The 17,714-nt window shown below is 35.5% G+C and carries 10 protein-coding genes; 7 read left to right on the top strand and 3 right to left on the bottom strand.

Annotation, left to right across the window (positions count from 1 at the left end):
- Positions 1-15: 15 nt before the first annotated feature.
- Complete coding sequence (locus Rain11_RS09200; protein WP_101359068.1) at positions 16-1,035, bottom strand: o-succinylbenzoate synthase; 1,020 nt, start codon at positions 1,033-1,035, stop codon at positions 16-18.
- A 64-nt stretch (positions 1,036-1,099) separates the two neighbouring features.
- Here Rain11_RS09200 and tpiA point away from each other — a divergent pair, with 64 nt between their 5' ends.
- Positions 1,100-1,861, top strand: coding sequence for a triose-phosphate isomerase (gene tpiA, locus Rain11_RS09205; protein ID WP_101359069.1), 762 nt, complete (start codon positions 1,100-1,102; stop codon positions 1,859-1,861).
- A gap of 85 nt (positions 1,862-1,946) precedes the next feature.
- Here tpiA and Rain11_RS09210 read toward each other — a convergent pair whose 3' ends face one another.
- Entirely contained in the window at positions 1,947-6,992 is a 5,046-nt protein-coding gene (locus Rain11_RS09210) for a DUF3883 domain-containing protein (RefSeq protein ID WP_101359070.1), read from the bottom strand.
- A 219-nt stretch (positions 6,993-7,211) separates the two neighbouring features.
- Here Rain11_RS09210 and Rain11_RS09215 point away from each other — a divergent pair, with 219 nt between their 5' ends.
- The 3 genes from Rain11_RS09215 to Rain11_RS09225 are packed head-to-tail and all read left to right on the top strand — an operon-like array spanning position 7,212 to position 9,155.
- The gene (locus Rain11_RS09215) at positions 7,212-7,661 is read left to right on the top strand and encodes a GatB/YqeY domain-containing protein (RefSeq protein WP_101359071.1); all 450 of its coding nucleotides are present in this window, start codon (positions 7,212-7,214) and stop codon (positions 7,659-7,661) included.
- Between the two features lie 5 nt (positions 7,662-7,666).
- Positions 7,667-8,236, top strand: a complete 570-nt coding sequence (locus Rain11_RS09220; RefSeq protein ID WP_101359072.1) for a CvpA family protein — start codon at positions 7,667-7,669, stop codon at positions 8,234-8,236.
- Position 8,237: 1 nt separating this feature from the next.
- Positions 8,238-9,155, top strand: coding sequence for a ribose-phosphate diphosphokinase (locus Rain11_RS09225; protein ID WP_101359073.1), 918 nt, complete (start codon positions 8,238-8,240; stop codon positions 9,153-9,155).
- Here Rain11_RS09225 and Rain11_RS09230 read toward each other — a convergent pair.
- Positions 9,147-10,640, bottom strand: a complete 1,494-nt coding sequence (locus tag Rain11_RS09230; protein WP_133121554.1) for a glycosyltransferase family protein — start codon at positions 10,638-10,640, stop codon at positions 9,147-9,149. The two genes, Rain11_RS09225 and Rain11_RS09230, sit on opposite strands and share 9 nt — an antisense overlap.
- Positions 10,641-10,712: 72 nt before the next feature.
- On the opposite strand from Rain11_RS09230, the gene Rain11_RS09235 reads away from it, so the two are divergent.
- The 3 genes from Rain11_RS09235 (at position 10,713) to Rain11_RS09245 (ending at position 17,644) form a co-directional block, all read left to right on the top strand.
- Positions 10,713-13,868: a HEAT repeat domain-containing protein gene (locus tag Rain11_RS09235; RefSeq protein WP_101359075.1), complete on the top strand. Its 3,156-nt coding sequence runs from the start codon at positions 10,713-10,715 to the stop codon at positions 13,866-13,868.
- A 169-nt stretch (positions 13,869-14,037) separates the two neighbouring features.
- Positions 14,038-15,489 (top strand): DUF4062 domain-containing protein, encoded by a 1,452-nt coding sequence (locus Rain11_RS09240; RefSeq protein WP_101359076.1) that lies wholly within the window; start codon positions 14,038-14,040, stop codon positions 15,487-15,489.
- 127 nt (positions 15,490-15,616) lie between these two features.
- Complete coding sequence (locus Rain11_RS09245; protein WP_133121555.1) at positions 15,617-17,644, top strand: autotransporter outer membrane beta-barrel domain-containing protein; 2,028 nt, start codon at positions 15,617-15,619, stop codon at positions 17,642-17,644.
- Positions 17,645-17,714: the final 70 nt, after the last annotated feature.

The raw sequence follows: 17,714 nt of genomic DNA on the forward strand, positions 1-17,714 counted from the left end.
GATTTTTTGAATTTTTTACCGAAACCATAATTTTTCTCCTTCTAAATGCAGTTGGCTGGGGAGATTGTTTTCATAGATTTGCCCTGTACCCAACCCCTGATGACCTGAAAAATTCAGTGTTGCTGTCCATTGAGCAATAGCGTTCAGACCAATATTACTCTCCAAAGCAGAAGTTACCCACCAGCCGATACCTAATTCTTGGGCTTGCTCTATCCAAGTTTCACATTCTTTGAAACCTCCTACAAGAGCGGGTTTTAAGATGATAAATTGAGGTCTGATAGTTTCAAGTAAATATTTCTTTTGGGAATTTTTGCCAATAAGTTCTTCATCAAGGGCAATGGGAATAGGAGATTTTTCACAAAGTTGAGCCATTTCGGTTATTTGGTTAGGGGCAATAGGTTGCTCAATAGAATGAATGTGTAATTCTGAAAGCCTTTTCAGTTTCTCTAAGGCTGTTTTAGCGGAAAACGCTCCATTAGCATCAACGCGTAAAATCATTTCTTGGGGCGAAGAAAATTCTTTCCGAATGGCTCGTAAAATGTTTAATTCGGTTTCAAAATCCAAAGCACCGATTTTCATTTTCAGGCAGGTAAAACCTTTTTCAATTTTTTCACGAATTTGCGAGAGCATCCATTCTTTATTACCCATCCAAATCAAGCCGTTGATAGGAATGAACATTTTGCCTTCGGTAAAATTGCTTGGAAAAATAATCCGCTGACCGCCATTTTGCAGGTCTTTTTCAGCAGTTTCCAATGCAAACCGAATAGCGGGAAAAGGCTCTAAATCTGTGTTTTGTAATGCTTGACTTTGATATTTTTGCAAAATTTCGGCTATTTTTTCCTCTAAATCTGTTCTATCGTCCAAACTTAAACCTTTCAGTACGTTTATTTCGCCAATGCCTTGTATTTGTGGCTTAGTTTTGTCCCAAATTTTAATGAAATAGTTTTTCTTTTCTCGTAAAATTCCCCTGGAAGTTCCTGCTTCAAAACGAAAACGAAGCACATAAGGCTCAAAAGTTGCTTGCAGATTTTGCATATTCAGATTTTTTTGCGTTAAATTTGAGCAAATTTGTAGGTTTCACTTCAAAAATGAAAAAACAATGGCTCAAAAAATTGTTGCCGCTAATTGGAAAATGAACTTGAACTTTCAGGAAGCAAATACTTTAATTTCAGAAGTAACTAATATTCTGAAAGATGAAAAACGCAATACTGCTGAAGTAATTTTTGCAGTACCTTTTGTGTATGTTTATCATTTGAGTAATTTTCTTAAAACTCAACCTTTTGCAGTTGCCGCTCAGAATTGCTCTGAACACGAAAAAGGAGCTTATACAGGCGAAATTTCGGCTCAAATGCTTGCTTCGGTAGGGGCAAAATGGGTGATTGTAGGGCATAGTGAAAGGCGTTTGTATTATCACGAAACTTATCGCATCATAGCTGAAAAAATTCAAAGAGCCTTGCAGGCAGGTTTGAAGGTGATTTTTTGTTGTGGCGAATCTTTGGAAATTCGCAATAAAAATGAACATATTGCATATGTGCAAAACCAGTTGGAAGGCAGTTTGGCAGAACTTTCTGTTGAACAAATGAAAAATATCGTCATTGCTTACGAGCCTGTATGGGCAATTGGTACGGGCAAAAATGCTACTGCCGAGCAAGCCCAAGAAATGCACGCCGTTATTCGTGCTTACTTGAAAAAGAAATTCGGAAGCGAAATAGCCCAAAATACAAGCATTTTGTACGGAGGCAGTGTGAATGCTCAAAATGCAAAATCTTTGTTTTCTTGCCCTGATGTAGATGGTGGCTTGGTAGGTGGTGCTTCGCTGAAAGCAAGAGAATTTGCAGAAATTGTGAAAGTGTATAATTAGCCCTCTTTGAATAGTAAGTAAGCCACGAATGACGCAAATTATACAGAAACATAAATTATTCGTGCATTCGTGGCATATTTTGTCCTTAAACTATTGTTAAAAACACTTTACCCCCTCGAATTACTTCTGTCGCGAGTAAATAAGGTACAATCCAACCTTGCTTAATCCATTCCCAAAGATTATCTATAAATAAACAACGTGGTGATGTTTCAACATCAAAAACTCTGTAAAGATGATAACTCTCTTTGTTACGAATGCAATTTATGAAGAACCTCCATTCACTACTTGTCAGGTAAAAAGTTTCTTTTCCATAAGGCGTTCCTTTACACTCTACATAGTGCAATATTTTTCCGTTTGGTTCTAAAACAGCAAAATCATATTCACAAAAACTTTCTTCAAAAGTATTGCTATCTTCGTTAAAGTTATTCCATCTTATAATTTTATCAGGGTATTTTTCCTTAAGTTTCTGATAAATGAATCTTTCGCTTTTTTCGGCTATTCGGGCCAAATAAAGTAAATCGTCTTTTTCTTCACTTACCGTAGGGTGATACGAAGCTGTTCCCGAATAATTGAGAAATTCATTTAACGTTTCTTTCAGTCTTCGGTTTTCTTCTTCTAATTGTTTGTACTTGTCCATCAAAGAGGCTACTCCACCAAATCCTTCGTGGCTTTGATAAAGCAACAATAAATCTTCAGCAGAAAAATCATTTTCTTCATCGGCGACTAAAACATTTAAGGCTTGTTTAATATCCGTTTGTTTATTTACGTAAATGTTGTTATTTTCATCAATTGCTATGTTTCCTTGATTGTAGGAATAAAAGACATAACCTTCTATTTCATCAAGAGTTACGTTGATAGGAAGTTCTTCTTCATACAAGTAAATAGTAAATTTGTGTTCTAATTTTTCTTTCCAAGTCTGATAGCTTTCTGCTTCCCATTCCGTAGAGTTTTGCCTTAAAAGCTCAAAATCATACGTCTCTTGAATGATTAAATCATCAATGTTGTTATTGCTTCGTATGTTATTGATGATATCAACCATTGATTTGAAAACTTCATATTGTTCTGAATTAGATAGTGTAATTTTATTTTTTTTCAGCCAATTAAATGTATTGAAAAGCATCTCTTCATTATTGCATAGAATATTATCTTGATATAAACTATGCTTGCTGAAAGAAATTTGATTAGAGAAAAATTTACGTAATTGCACAAGGGTAGAGCTTTCTGTCCAAACACCTAAATCAGCTAAAAAAGATAATTTCTCATCGCTATCTGACCATTTTTGCAAATAATCAGGTAATTGCTCCTCTTTTAATGCGTAATCATTGGGATAAACAGAATACCGAGGAATGAAATTTAATAAATCTTTTGTTGAGCATCCTTCTATTTCTGACCAGTCTATACTATTGATAGCTTTTTTCTTATTTTTATTATTCCATTGGTTAAACAAAAACTCAATGAGACTAAGTTTTTGTGTGTTTGACATTTCAGTAAGGATATAGGGACAAACGAACTTATTGTTCTCTTGGTCAAAATAAGGTTGTTTCAATAGAAGTAAATTTTCAGCATAATCTATGATTATGGGAAATTTTTTGAAATATTTAGATATACCCGAATATTTTTCGTGAAGTACTTGCGAGCTACTTATAAATGCAAAAGGCTGTAAATATTTATCGTAGTATAAATTGACTTTTTCTTCGTCAATATTTAATGCATAAAATTTACTAAAATCTACATTTTCTATAAATTTTCCGTACAAAAAAAGAAATGCCAATTGCTCATAATTTTCTAAAATTTCAGTTTCTTTTGAAAATAATTCAAAAATATCAGTGATTTCTTTTTCTTGATTGATACCAAACAAAGAATGAAGTTTAGTTTCATTTATACCTAAACTGCTAAATTGCTCAATAATACTGCTCAAATAAGCACTATTTTCATAGGTATTTGGCAGAATTTGGGCAAGACTGAATTCGTGCTCTTCAATTTTGACTTTATCTGAAAAGGGCGGTATCTCTGATAGAGTTAATTCATATTCTTCTGTTTCAATGATAACTTTATCTCTGAAATCAGAAATACTTTCATCATCGTTAAGAATATCGCAAGCTAAATTTAAAACTTTATATTCGAAACTCTCTTTATCATATTTTTCATTAGAAAGCAAGCGGATTTCTGAAAGTTGTAAAAGGAACTTCCGTTTAGGTTCGCTGTAAGCTACAATATCTATCAGTTCTTCTTTGTGGCTATCTACGTCAATGTTTTCAACAAGTATATTGTATAGCTCTTCTCCTCGTATAATGCCTGTTTCGTTTTTATACTCATTAAGTTCATTAGGTAGCACTTTGAAAATATTTTTCAGATGTTTCTCAATAAATTCTGTAAGTTCCTTTTTAGAAGGGCTTACTTGAAAAGTATTTTTATTTTTATGAGAAACTTTGAAATACTCGTCTGCTTCTTTCTCAATGACAAAGTTTTCAAAAAAACTTTCTTTGTTAATCTTGCAAAACTCTAAAACAGCTTTTAGTTCGTCTATGTGTAGTAAGTTTTTAGTATGTTCTATAAAATCAGAGAGGTCTAAGTCTTTAAGCTCAAAAGGAGGAGTAGTAAGATACGGAATAATGAGTTGGTAGGGAATTAGTTTGCCTGTAAGTTTTTCAATACCAGTTCTTAAACTTTCGTAATCTTTGATTTCAGAAAGGTTTTTATTATAAAAAACTTGATTGGCTTCTTCAAAAGTATGGTAATACTGAACAAAAACAAACTTTTTTTTATCTGATAAATTTGGATTTTTATCGTTGAGTTGGTAGTATTGTCGTACTTCATCATAAAAATGTCTTATATCACCTAATTTACCAGAGGCAAGAATATTATCCCAAAAAGGGAAAATAATTTCGCTGTAAATATCTTTTTCAGCAAGTAGGTATTTTTTTAGTTCATTAAAGTTTTCAGTTTTTTTGATTTGATAAGGCTTGAGCCATTGAGGTAGCGAAAGATCGCCTGCTATCAGGTTTTTAAGCGGTGTAATTAAGTTTTGTTCATTTTCAAATAAGAGTAACTTTTTCAAACTTTCTTCTCCTACGTTTTGTAGATTTTTTAGTGCTTTAAACAAGACGATTTTTTCTTGTGGAGTGAGTTTTTGAGCATTGGAGGCTGTTTGGGTTTGGATAAGTTCAAAGAATTTTTTCTCATCTTTCAGATAGCCTACGTTTTCGCAAATTATTTTTTGGATAGGCGAAGCCTCTCTATCTACATATTGCAAAGAAACAATGAAGCCAAGTTTTTCTAAAATTTTGTGTATTTCTCGGTGTTTTTCTTGCAAAATAAGAATATTATTCTGCAAGCAGTAATTTAATGAGGTAAGATAGATTTTGCCTTGGTACTCATAGTGAAAAAAGTTAAGTTGAGCAAATTTAGAGTATAAAAAGTAGTTTTTTTCTTTCCATTTACTTTGGCTAATTTCATTAAGTTGTTGAATGATTTTTCTCTGAAACTCCGAATTAAGCAAATAATTTTGAAGCAAAAATTGATTAGTAATTTTTACGTGGCAATTTTGTAACACATCGGCAAAATCCCAAGTTTCTAATTGTAGTTTTTCATTATTTCGGGCTTCTCTGATAATTTCGTAATCGTTCTTACTTTCCCATTCAAACCAATGGAACTCTTGCAAACCAAAATTTGCAAGATGTAAATCAAAATCAATTTTTTCAGATTTAATTTTTACCTTTTCTGGCTCTAAGCAGAATAGATTATTTTTTACAGGAATATTTGAACGCAAATATTTAAGAAGAACATCGTAGAAAATAGGCTTTAACCATTCGTTATTTTGCTTGTTAGGTACATCTGATAAAAGCAAAGATACATACAATTTTAGAAATTGCTTTCTATTAGTTCTTTTATACTCATCAAGTCTTGAAGTGATGCAATTAGCAATGATAGGTAGTAAATTTTTGTTTGTGCTATCTTTTTGTAGTTTTCTACGATTAGCTTCGTTGCTGAACGCATCGCAATGGAGCATAAAAGAAAACCCATTTGTTTCATCACCCATAGGGAAATATTTATAGAAATTTGGGGCTTCTTTTATTTGGTTACTTTTTTTGTAATCGGGATAGTATCCGAAGCTAATTTTGATGTTGCAATCTTTATATTCAGGGTTTATTCGGGCAAATTCTTGCGAATTTTTATCAATTTCAAACTCTTCTAATTCTAACGCTTGTTTCTCAATGACTTCCCCATTGATAATGACTTTTTGTAATTTTTTGAGCATATTCATAGAATATGCCACGCCTGTTTTCAAATCTTGATAATCACGGTCTAAGAGTTCTTTTTTTCCTTCGCCGAGTTTAAGAAAAAACATAGTTCCGTGATTGAGCGTACTATATTTGATTTCGGGATATTTTTGCAGGCAATTTCTTAGAAAGTCAGCAAATTCGTTCAATTCCTCCTGAGGAAATAAGATTTGTTCTTGATATTGTAGGTTTCTAACTTTTTCATTAGGTTCAGTAGGGAAATTAGTTAGGACAATTTTGAATAAATAAGGTGCATTTAAGAAGTTTTGATGAGTTGTTGATGTTTTGTCTGCCGAAGGGAAGACGGATTGTACGGAGAGCTTATTGGAAATAAGCTGACCGACTTGTTCTAACTGATACCAACTAAACAAAATAGGACCCTTGTAGAGATGAACAATTTCATTTGTTCCTTCATTTTTACCTACTAATCTATGCACAAGTTTGAAGCCTATACCAAATCTACCAATTTTATCGCAACTTTTTTTAGTGGTTTGAGCAATATTGAGAATAGCTTTTACGCCATTGAGGTCAAAAGGCTCGCCATTATTGATAGCTAAAAAATAAGTATCATCGTAAAATAGATAAAAATGCGAGGAATTACAATCTACGGCATTTTGGAGAAACTCATAAATAGCTTGTCCATCTTCGGCAATTTTGAGAATAGAGGGTAAATAGGTCTCAATATCAGGCTTGTCGCCGTGATACATTTCAAAAAAACCTTTGATTTTTTTATTATTTTGAAAGGTATAAGTACCTATGAAATTCTCATCATATTCATTTCGTTCAGGACTTATGCTTTTTTCTTTGGTTTTGTACCAATAACGAAAAGCTTTTATACTTTTAATATGCATAGTCAATTCGTTTGAAGGCAAAATATAGAAAATTTTGGTTAATTTTTTACTTCTTACGTAAAAATTTTATTTTTGGCAACTTCTAATTCTATCTAACCAAAAACCTTAAAGTTTTCGCAACTTAAAATTTTTCTCACAATATTTTTTAGTACCTTTGCGAAGGTTGTCAGAAATAGAATTTTTAACGAAATTTTTAGGGAAACACAAAACAAAATTTTTATGACACTCAAAGAGCGTATCAATGAAGATATCAAAGAGGCAATGAAAGCCAAAAATCAGGCGGCACTGACAGCTTTGCGTGAGCTAAAATCAATGATACTTTTGGAGGAAACCAAAGAAGGAGGTACAGGCACGCTTACAGAAGCTGATGAAGTCGCAATTATCAATAAAGCCCTCAAACAGCGTAAAGAATCTTACGAAATGTTTGCTTCGCAAGGCAGAACCGAACAAGCGGCAGAACAGCAAGCAGTAATCGCTATTATGGAAAAATATCTGCCCCAACAACTTTCAGCGGAGGAAGCAGAGGCAGAAATCAAAAAAATAATTGCAGAGCTTGGAGCAGGTTCTCTCAAAGATATGGGCAAAGTAATGGGACAAGCCACAAAAACGCTTGCAGGAAAGGTAGATAATAAAACCCTTGCCGAACTTGTCAAGAAATTACTAAGCTAAAATCTATGAACAGCCTTGACCTTTTCATTCTTGTTCCTATTTTGTGGGGGGCTCATCGTGGCTATCAGTCGGGCTTGTTGATGAATGTGCTATCACTTCTTTCTTTCATTGTAGCAATTATTTTGGGTTTTAAGTTTTGGGTAGCGGCTCTTAAAATCTTAAAGCCCTTAATGGGCGATATGTCGGAGAGTATTATGCCTTATGTGGCTTTTGTGGCTACTTTTGCCTTATTTTTCTTTCTGGCTAATCGTTTTGCTCGCTACCTGAAAAAGAGCATAGATGCTACTCTTTTGGGCAGTTTTGATAATCTGCTTGGGGCGGTTTTAGGCGGTTTGAAATTCGCTTTTATTGTAAGTCTTTTTTTGATGATTTTTCATAAAATTGCTAACGAAACCACATCAAACAAAGAACTTTTGCAAGGCAGTTTGCTTTATCCTGTCGTAGAACCCCTTGCTCCATATGCGGTGAAAAATATTTCATCAGTAGTTGCTTTTGGCGAAGATATTATCAAGGAAGCCAAGGAAATTATCAACGAAAAGCCCGAAAGAGCAAGTAAAAACCAGCAATTTCAATAAAATGAACGAACCTTTACTTTTTTCAATTCAATCTTATCAATATTTGCAAGAAAGACTTTTGGCACTTGGGGGCTTTCGTAGAGCGGAGGTAGAAGTGAAGATTTTCCCTGATGGAGAGCGTTATCAGCGAATACTTACGGAGGTAGAAGGCGAAAACGTTGTTCTTTTAGGCGGAACACCCACCGATACCGATACTTTGGAACTTTATGATTTGGCTTCTGCGATTGGTAAATATGGAGCTAAAAATCTGACGATTGTTATCCCTTATTTTGGTTATTCTACAATGGAAAGAGCAGTAAAAAAAGGCGAAGTAGTTACTGCTAAAACTCGTGCCCGATTGCTTTCCTCCATTCCTAAAACAGGCAGTAGAATAACTTTTGTACTAATGGATTTGCACACCGAAGGTTTGCCACATTATTTTGAAGGCGATGTGCAGTCGGTGCATTTGTATTGCAAGGAAGTAATTATGCAGGCTTGCGAAGAGATAGCAGGCAAAAATTTTATTTTAGCTTGCACTGATGCAGGCAGAGCCAAATGGGTAGAGTCGCTTGCAAATGATATGGGCGTAAATGCGGCATTTGTGTTCAAAAGGCGAGTGAGTGGCGAGGAAACTTTGGTTACAGGTATTAGTGCCGATGTAGCTGGTAAAGTGGTAATCATTTACGATGATATGATACGCACAGGTGGTTCGCTCATCAATGCGGCGAGGTCTTACAAAGAGGCAGGGGCAAGTAAAATTTATGCAATTACCACGCACGGCTTGTTCAATAACAATGCTTTGCAAAGATTAAAAACAAGCAATCTTTTTGAAAAAATCTATTGCACCGATACGCACCCTAACAGCCAAAAAGAAGTTCAAAATCCTTTTTTGATTGTGAAAAGTGTGGCAGGGATTATCAAGAAAAGAGTTTTAGGGTAATTTTTTTAGAGCTAATTGCCACTTTTGTTTTTGTAAATTTTCGCTTATTTCAAAAGCCTTTCGGAAGTGAGTACGATTGTATTCAACAAGTTCCAAACTCAAAAATGGATTACAAAGGCTTTTTTCCTCAAAGTAATAGTCATATTTGAGTTTTTTAAGGCTTATCAAAGAATGATGTAAAGAAATTTCCCCATAGCTATCATAGAGCAAGAATTTTTTTCCTTTATATTTATTAAATTTCGTTGTATCGGAGGCTTCTCGCAAGATTTCTAACTTGATATTTTTATCCAAAAACGGGTAAATGCCCATTCCTAATGTGCTAAATACTACTTCGGCTTGTTCTTTTTTCAGAATAGAAGCTATTTGTGGGTAGCTTGTTTGGCTGTAAGGATAAACTTTTTCCCAAATAATTTTTATTTGCCAAAAAATCAGAACGATTGCCGCTATCAGATAGAAACTTGGCTTTTTCCATTTTTCAAGTAAAAAAAATTGAAGTTGCTTTATGCCAAGCAAATACAAAAGTGGAAAGACAAAAATAAGACCACGAGGAGCTTTGGGCAATAGAAGCATTACCAAATAAGTAAGCAGGGCAGTCCAAGCTATCAGACGCCAAAGAATAGTGTAATTAGACGGAAACCTTAAAATATTTCTCATTTGCCAAATACTCAAAAGCATCAGTGCTATATTTTCAAATTCTGCTAAATATTGAAAGTAAAAACGACCATTGAAAGGGTGAGCAGTAGTTTCTTGGGCGTTTGCCACTATACCTACAATAGTAGCAGGATACTTATACCAAGGCAAACCCGCGATTATTCCCACAAGCATAAATAAGGCAATTATGCCACAAAAGCTTATCAATATTTTCTTGAAAAATTCCCAACTAAAAGAGATTGCGTAACCTTTTCTATTGAAGGTAATAAGCAGTGCCATAAAAGTAAGTGGCACAATGGCTTTGTAGTTGGTAAGGAGCAATAAACTTGCTACTACGCCTATCAGCCAAGCAGAAGCCCAAAAAGTTTTTCTTTGGTCTAAAAAACTTTGTATTTGCCCCCAAAGCAAAGCTGAAAAAAATAATCCAAGTGTTTCAATGCTTAAAGTTCGGCTGTACGATACTGCAAAAAAGGCAGTGCCTAATAAAAGATATGTAATGGCATTGTAAGGCTTTTTTATAGCGTCTTTCAGCAATAATCTAACCCAAAGTAGGGAGGCAAAAACGCCTAATAAGGCATTGATAGAAAGCAGAAACCAAAAATTGGGGTAAATGAGGTAAAAAGGCAAAAAAAATACGTATAACACAGGTGAGGCGTGGTGGAAAAAGTTGTGAAAATTGCCACGTGCAAGTTCTTGAATGGTTTGATAGTTTTTTACAGCATCGTAGTCGAAAGGGGCAGAAGAGATGAGTTGGTAATTATAGATAAAAATTAAAAATACAGCGGAGTTAAGCCCAATAAGAATAGGAGCAAGGTTTTTATTGTTCCGACACATAATTTTGCAAAAATTTCTTGGATTTTGTGTGATTTTTTTGTTAAATTTAGCCAAAATTACACCACAAAACTAATGAAAAAACTTTTACTCAAATTGCTTAATATTGAAAAAAGCGAATTTACGCAAGTAATTTTGCTTTTACTTTTAGGCTTTTTGATAGGAGTTTTTATTGCTACTTACGATGTAGCCTCAATGACACTTTTCTTGCAGAATTGGGACGAAGATACTTATTTGCCTATTGTAATTATTGCTACGGGTATTATCGGTATAATAATCACTTATACATTTTCCTTTTTGCAAAATCGGATAGCTTATCCTTCGCTTTCTATTGCTACTTTGTTTATTTTGCTTGCTATTATAGCCCTTATACGTTTGAGCTTTGGTGTAGTGGAAGAAACTGATTTGAAACGAAAAATTATTTTTGCTTCATTGGTGCTTATGGGTCCTATTGATGCCCTGCTTGCACTTGTGTTTTGGGGAACTTTGGCACGTATTTTTACGCTCAAACAGCAAAAAAGAATAGTAGGAGGGGTAGATATTGGGAAAGGGCTTGCGGCTTTGGTTACATTCTTTGCTATTCCTCTGTTTTCGGCTCTTGTTCCTGCTACCGAAGATTTGATTGATATAACGTTTATAGCAGGTATTTTAATCATCATTGCTTATTTTTCTCTCATATTAGCCTCTCCTACAATTAGTTTTGGAAAACTCAAACGCATTGAAGGGCAAACAGGGCGTTTTGGTATCAGAAAAATGTTCCGCCATCGTTATATTGTGCTTATGGCGGGCTTTGTAGTGATAGCCACGATTGCTCATCAGTTTGTAGATTATTCCTTTCTGAATGTGGTGGGTAAGCAGTACCCTGCCGAACGCGATTTGCAAAATTTTATTGCTGTTTTTGAAGGAGTTGTTATTTTCTTTGCCCTTGCGATACAAATTTTTGCAGTAGATAAAATCATAGAGCTTTACGGCACACGAGTAGCACTTCTTATCAATCCTTTATTGCTTTTAGGGCTGACTGCTATCGCAATTTTTATTGGCATTTTTTCAGGATTTGAAACCACTGCCGATGGTACAGGTAGTTTTGTACTATTTTTCTTGGCGATTTCTTTGAGCAAGCTGTTTTCTGCTTCTTTGAAAGAATCAATGGACGATGCGGCTTTCAAGATGTATTATTTCCCGATTGATTCTCGGGTGCGTTTAGATGTGATTAGCCGAATGGACGGGATTGTGAAAGTAGGAGCAGGACTTATTGCGGGGGTACTATTGTTTGTTATTCAGTATTTCCACTTTTCTAATCTATTGCTATTTTCTATTTTGCTCTTGCCTATTGCCGCCTTGTGGGCTTACGACACCAACAAAATGTACGTAGGCTACAAAGATACACTTCGCCAGACACTGGTAAGCTCTAAAAGCAAAATTTCGGAAACGGCTCTTAGCGAGCAATCTTTGGATAAAATGTTGCAAAAAGAATTGGAAGCTCCCCAACCCGAAAGGCAACTTTTTGCTCTAAAACTTTTGGAAAGATTAGAACCCACGTTGTTTGAAGAGGCTTTGGTACAATTTGCTAAATCGGAAAGAGATACTATTGTAAAAAAGTTTGCTTTGAGCAAAATAGAGGATTTGACAATCACCCCCGATGGGCTTGTATCCAAAGAGAAAACATCTTTTAATATTAAAGAACTGCATCAAAAAGCAAAATCCAAGCAGGTGCAAGAGCGTTTGTGGGTTGCCAAGAAATTGCCCGAGTTAGTTAGCTCTGAAACAGAGTATTTGCTTTTAGAACTCTTACGCGATTCGGATATGCGAGTGCGTATGTATGCGGTGCTGGCTTGCCGTAAAATACAAAAGCCCGAAACTTGGAGTATTTTAATAGACCTGCTTGCTTCGCCTATATATGCCAATGCCGCCGCCGCCGCACTTATTACCGCAGGAGATAAAGCTATTCCTACTATGGAAGCCGCTTTTCATAAGTCGGGGCAAGATTTGGAAATTATGCGTAGAATTGTAGAAATATACGGCAGAATAGGCTCGGATAAGGCTATGGAAATGCTTTGGGCTAAAATCAACTTCCCCGATGCCGAAATTGTAGAGCAAATACTTTTTGCTTTCAGCTATAACCAAATCCGTGTGCCAATCGAAAAAACAGCCTTTATCAATCATATCATTGAAATTGAAATTAGTGATGCGGCTTGGGATATTGCCGCTCTGCTGGAAATAAAGAAAAATAAACATACATACTACCTGCGTAAATCTTTGCAAGATGAAATTCAGTATAATTTTGAAGGAATTTTTACTCTTCTCTCGCTTATTTATGAGCCTCAGTCGGTACAGCTTGTCAAGCAAAACCTTGAAAGTGATTCGGCTGATGCTCACGTGTTTGCTATTGAGCTAATGAATGTTTTTTTAGCAGACGAGCTGAAGCCCAAACTTTTCCCACTTTTTGAAGATTTATCTGACGAGGAAAAAATAGAACGCCTACAAGAATTTTTTCCAAGAGAGCGTTTTGGTTCTGTGGAGGTGTTACGGCATCTTATCAGCAGAGATTACTCCTATACCAACCGCTGGACACGCTCTTGTGCTATGTACGCTTTGGGTTTTGAAGAAGATTTGAACGACTTTGAGGAACTGATTGCCAATCTTTTCCACCCCGACCCGCTACTACACGAAACTGCCGCTTGGGCTATCTGCAAGCACAATCCCAAAATTTATGAAAAAGTAAAACATAGATTACCTCCTGAAAATATAGCCAATATTGACAAAGTTTTGGAAAAAGTTTTCAGCAAAGAAAAAAACTATCTGATGCCTTTAAGATTGCAAAAAACAATGTTTTTGAAGGATATTGATTTTATGCAAAATGTTCCTTCGGATATTGTTTCTGAAATTGTAGAGCTTATCCAAGAAAAACATTTCAAAGTAGATACTATTTGGATTGAAAATGGAATGCTATTGAATACAATTCCAATTGCAGTGGTAGCAGAAGGTAGAATAGAACACTATCAAAATGGGGTACTTATCAACTCTTACAATACTCGTGAATTCTTTGGGTATTTATTTTTAGGTGAAAACGAGTATTTTGAAGGGGAGTGTAGAGTGATGGCAGGAAGTGTTTTATACGAGATAGATAAAGACCTGTTTTATACAATGATACAAAAAAACCACGAGTTTGCAAGAGCGTTCATTGATGCTGTGGCACAAGAGCTAATGCCTACTGCTATCAGGAAAAAATAAGATAATGTGAGTTACAAGATTAAAATTTTGATTTACAGTTTTTTAATATTAAGGGCTTTAGCTACAAGGAAACAAGATTTAGAATATTGGATATTTAGGATAAGTAAAACTTTTGAATCGTTGTATTTTAGAACGTAATAGCCATTTTTTCTACGTTAATAAACTATTTATGAGTAACTATGCCTACGATATTTACCTAAACTATTCGCCCAAAGATAATACCGATGGTTGGGTAGAAAGATTTTTGAAGGTTTTGGAGCAAAGTTTGCTACAACTTTCGGGAACTATACGCATTTTACGTTATGCCAATGGAGAAAGTCCTACGGCTCATACGCTTTCGCAAGTAGCTATAATGCTATGTGTAGTTTCGCCCAACTTTAATAATGATAAAAATTGTATAGAAGACCTTGATAATTTCTTGCAAAGTGCTTCACTAAAAAAAGAAAGGCGTTTATTAAAAATATTCAAACTACCTACCCCAATACACCTTCAACATTCGGCTTTGCAAAATTTATCTGCTCACCATTTCTACAAAGAACAAGAAGGAGAGTTTGTACCTATTCAAGATTTCTTTGGAAAGGAAACAGAAAAAATCTTTTGGGTGCAAATTTTAGATTTAGCACAAGAGATATACATAGGCTTACAAAAATTGCAGCAGCGAAAAGATTTTATCCAAAAAACAACTCTCCAGACTTCCAAAGTTGTGTTTTTGGCTCATACTACCGAAGATTTACAAATAGAAAGAAATTTGCTTAAAAGAGAGTTGCAGAAATGGGGTTGTTTGGTTTTGCCCCAAGAAAACTTACCTCAAAATCTATTAGAGCTTGAAAATCTCTTGAAAGCAGATTTGGAGAGAAGTGAGTTAGCTATTCATTTGATTGGCTCTAAATACGGAGAACCTTTGCGGGAAGAAGGAGTATCTTTGGCTGAATTGCAAAATAATCTTTCCGCTGAGTATAATGCAATGCTTTTGGCTACAAAAAACTCTATCTACGACTCTCGGAAAAATTTTATGCGAGTTCTTTGGATGCCCCTTCATTTGAAATTTGATAGCGAAAAACAAAGAGTTTTTGTAGATAATCTTACACAAGGAACAGAAGCGGCGGAAGCTACCGAAATTTTGCAAGTACCTTTAGAAGATTTGAAAAAAATGCTCAAAAAAATTTTGATTGAAAGCGAGCAAGAAGATCCACTGAATGTATTGAAGCACACTACCGATTTGGTAAAAAGTGAAGCCATTTATTTGATTTACGATTTAATTGATAAGGAAGATGCTCAAAAAATAGCTGATTTTTTGAAAAATCAGGGTATTGAAGTGTTAGAACCATCTTTTAGCGATACTCTCGTAGATAGCAGAAAAACGCATATTCAAAACCTTATTGTTTGTAAAGCCGCTTACATTTATTATGGTAAAATTAGTAGGCAATGGGTAGCAACTAAAATTTTAGACCTTCTGAAAGCCCCTGGATTTGGACGTGAAAAGCCCCTGCAACATAAGTTTGTGATAAGTAAATACGAATTCCAGCCTGATGAATTTATGCAGAGAAACCAGATTAAATCTATTATCCTAAAAGATAATCTATGGACAGGACTGCTTGAAACCTTGCGAAGTATTCAATGAGCAAGGGGAAAAGATTTTTTTCATAATACTGCATAGTCATCATTTACCTTTGGGCAAGTAAGTGTATTAAGAAAAAATAAGTTTTCGCTTAAAATACCTAATAAGTATGAAAAAACATAACTTTTTTTTGCGGTTAGTAATCATCTTGGCTGTCTTTGTGTTTTGGGCGGCTCAAAGATGGATTTTTGATGTTACGCTTTCTACTCCCTCTTTGCCTAATTTGTGTGTAGGAGGTACTTATCAGACTTTGGGTAATATTGTTATTACAGAATCTAATTTAGATGATTTTACCCAAGCAGGTACGGGGCATTTTTTACGTTTGCAAGTAGCAGGCAATTTCCAATTAGAGCCGGGCGTTGGTACGGTAAGCGTAAATGGAACAGGAGACCTAACCAATGTAAGCATTACTGTATCTCCTACCCAAATTATTGTGTTTTATGATGCCAATAATGCAGGAACAGCCCCCGATATTCTGACCATTTCGGGTATTAGAGTAAGGGCTATTACTTCGGCGGGTAGCGGCTCACTTCAAATGAATGCAGGGACACCTATTGCAGGTATTACAATGGGGGCTACTAATTTAGCCACTTTTTCAAGCATTATGCCACCTGCTCTTACTTTTGATAATGGCAACGACCTCGATAAAATCATCTGTGAAGGACAGAGTGTAACTTTCACCGCCACAGGAGCTGCTTCCTATACTTTTTACATAAATGGTACTCACGTTGAAACTAACACCACGGGAACTTACACAACTACTACCTTAGCCAATAACGATGTGGTGAGCGTAACAGGCACATCAGGGGCTTGTAGCACTACGCTTGTAGGTTCAGCCTATACCGTAAGAACCAACCCTTATGTAAGTTTGATAAGCAATGATAGCGATAATATAATATGTGAAGGGCAAAGTATTACTTTTACGGCTGTAAGTGATGGAACAAGCTTCGCATTTTATAGAGGTTTTACTTTGCTTCAATCAGGACCAAGCAATACCTACACCATAACCTCACCAGCTCTTGCTGATGCAGGTTTGTATAGTGTAGTAGCTCTTAAAAATGGCTGTTCTACTACCTCAAATGTTATCAATCTTACGGTAAATGCCTTGCCTAATGTAGGTTACCAGACAACAGGAATGACATTGGAGTATCCCAACAATGAAACTAATCCGCAACCTTTGCGAGATGGCGTAAATTTTGGCGGTACTTTAGATGGCAATCTCACGCCAAGTGGAGTAGGCACTTATTCAGGAGCAGGCGTGTTAGGTACAAGTTTTTACCCAAATGTGGCGGGTGTTGGTAGCCATTTGATAACTTATTCCTATACTGCTTCCAATGGTTGTACTTCCAGTGCTAGTATTACTATTCAAGTTTATAATGCCTCCAATCCAATTACGAATTTAACCAATCTTTATTGTGAGACAGATGGAGTTCAGCCACCTGCCCCGCTTACACTTTCTCCTAACTTGTCTGTTTTTACTTCTACAATGACTTTGGTTACTTATTTTCAGATAGGCTATTTTTACATTCCTGTAACTGCTACTTTTACACGATCAACTCCTTTGAAATATACTTTTGTGGGAACAGCCTCAACTGCTATTTCTCCTACGCCGCCTCCTACGCCAATGGTAGAGCCAATGGGTGGATACTCTATCAATACTTCTCTGCTTCCGCTAAATATAAGTGTTGGTATTGGGGCAAGAGTAGAATATATTTGTACAGGTGGTGATTGTGGGGCATTTGGGACTACTTTGGGTGGGGTGTATAATATTACTCGTTCTACTTCTACAAGACGTAAATCTAACCCTAATTTAGCTTTTACAGGAATAGCTCCCAACCAGCGTTTTTGTGCTACACCTGCTTCTATTTCTCTTGCCGCAACCAATACATTGCCTAATAGTACTGTGGAAAATATCCCTGCTAATGAAGGCACTTATTTAATCAGCCGCACACTCAATCCTCTTGATTTTGGAGTAGCCCCAAGTGCTGTGATTAACCCTACTACAAAAATATTTAATCCGGCCGCATTGCAAGGGGCAACCATCTCAGGCACTCCTGTGCCTAATCCTATCAATAGCTCTCAAACTTTTTATATTAAATTTAACGTGAATTATAAGTCTAACTTATTGTTTTCAAGGGATTTAAATAAAAAAACTTAGGGTAATTGAAAAAATGATTAACTTTGAGTTGTACTTTTTAAATATTTAATCATATGAGTCAATTACCTCT

Source organism: Raineya orbicola (assembly GCF_002843425.1).
In the GTDB taxonomy this organism is placed as follows: Bacteria; Bacteroidota; Bacteroidia; order Cytophagales; family Thermonemataceae; genus Raineya; species Raineya orbicola.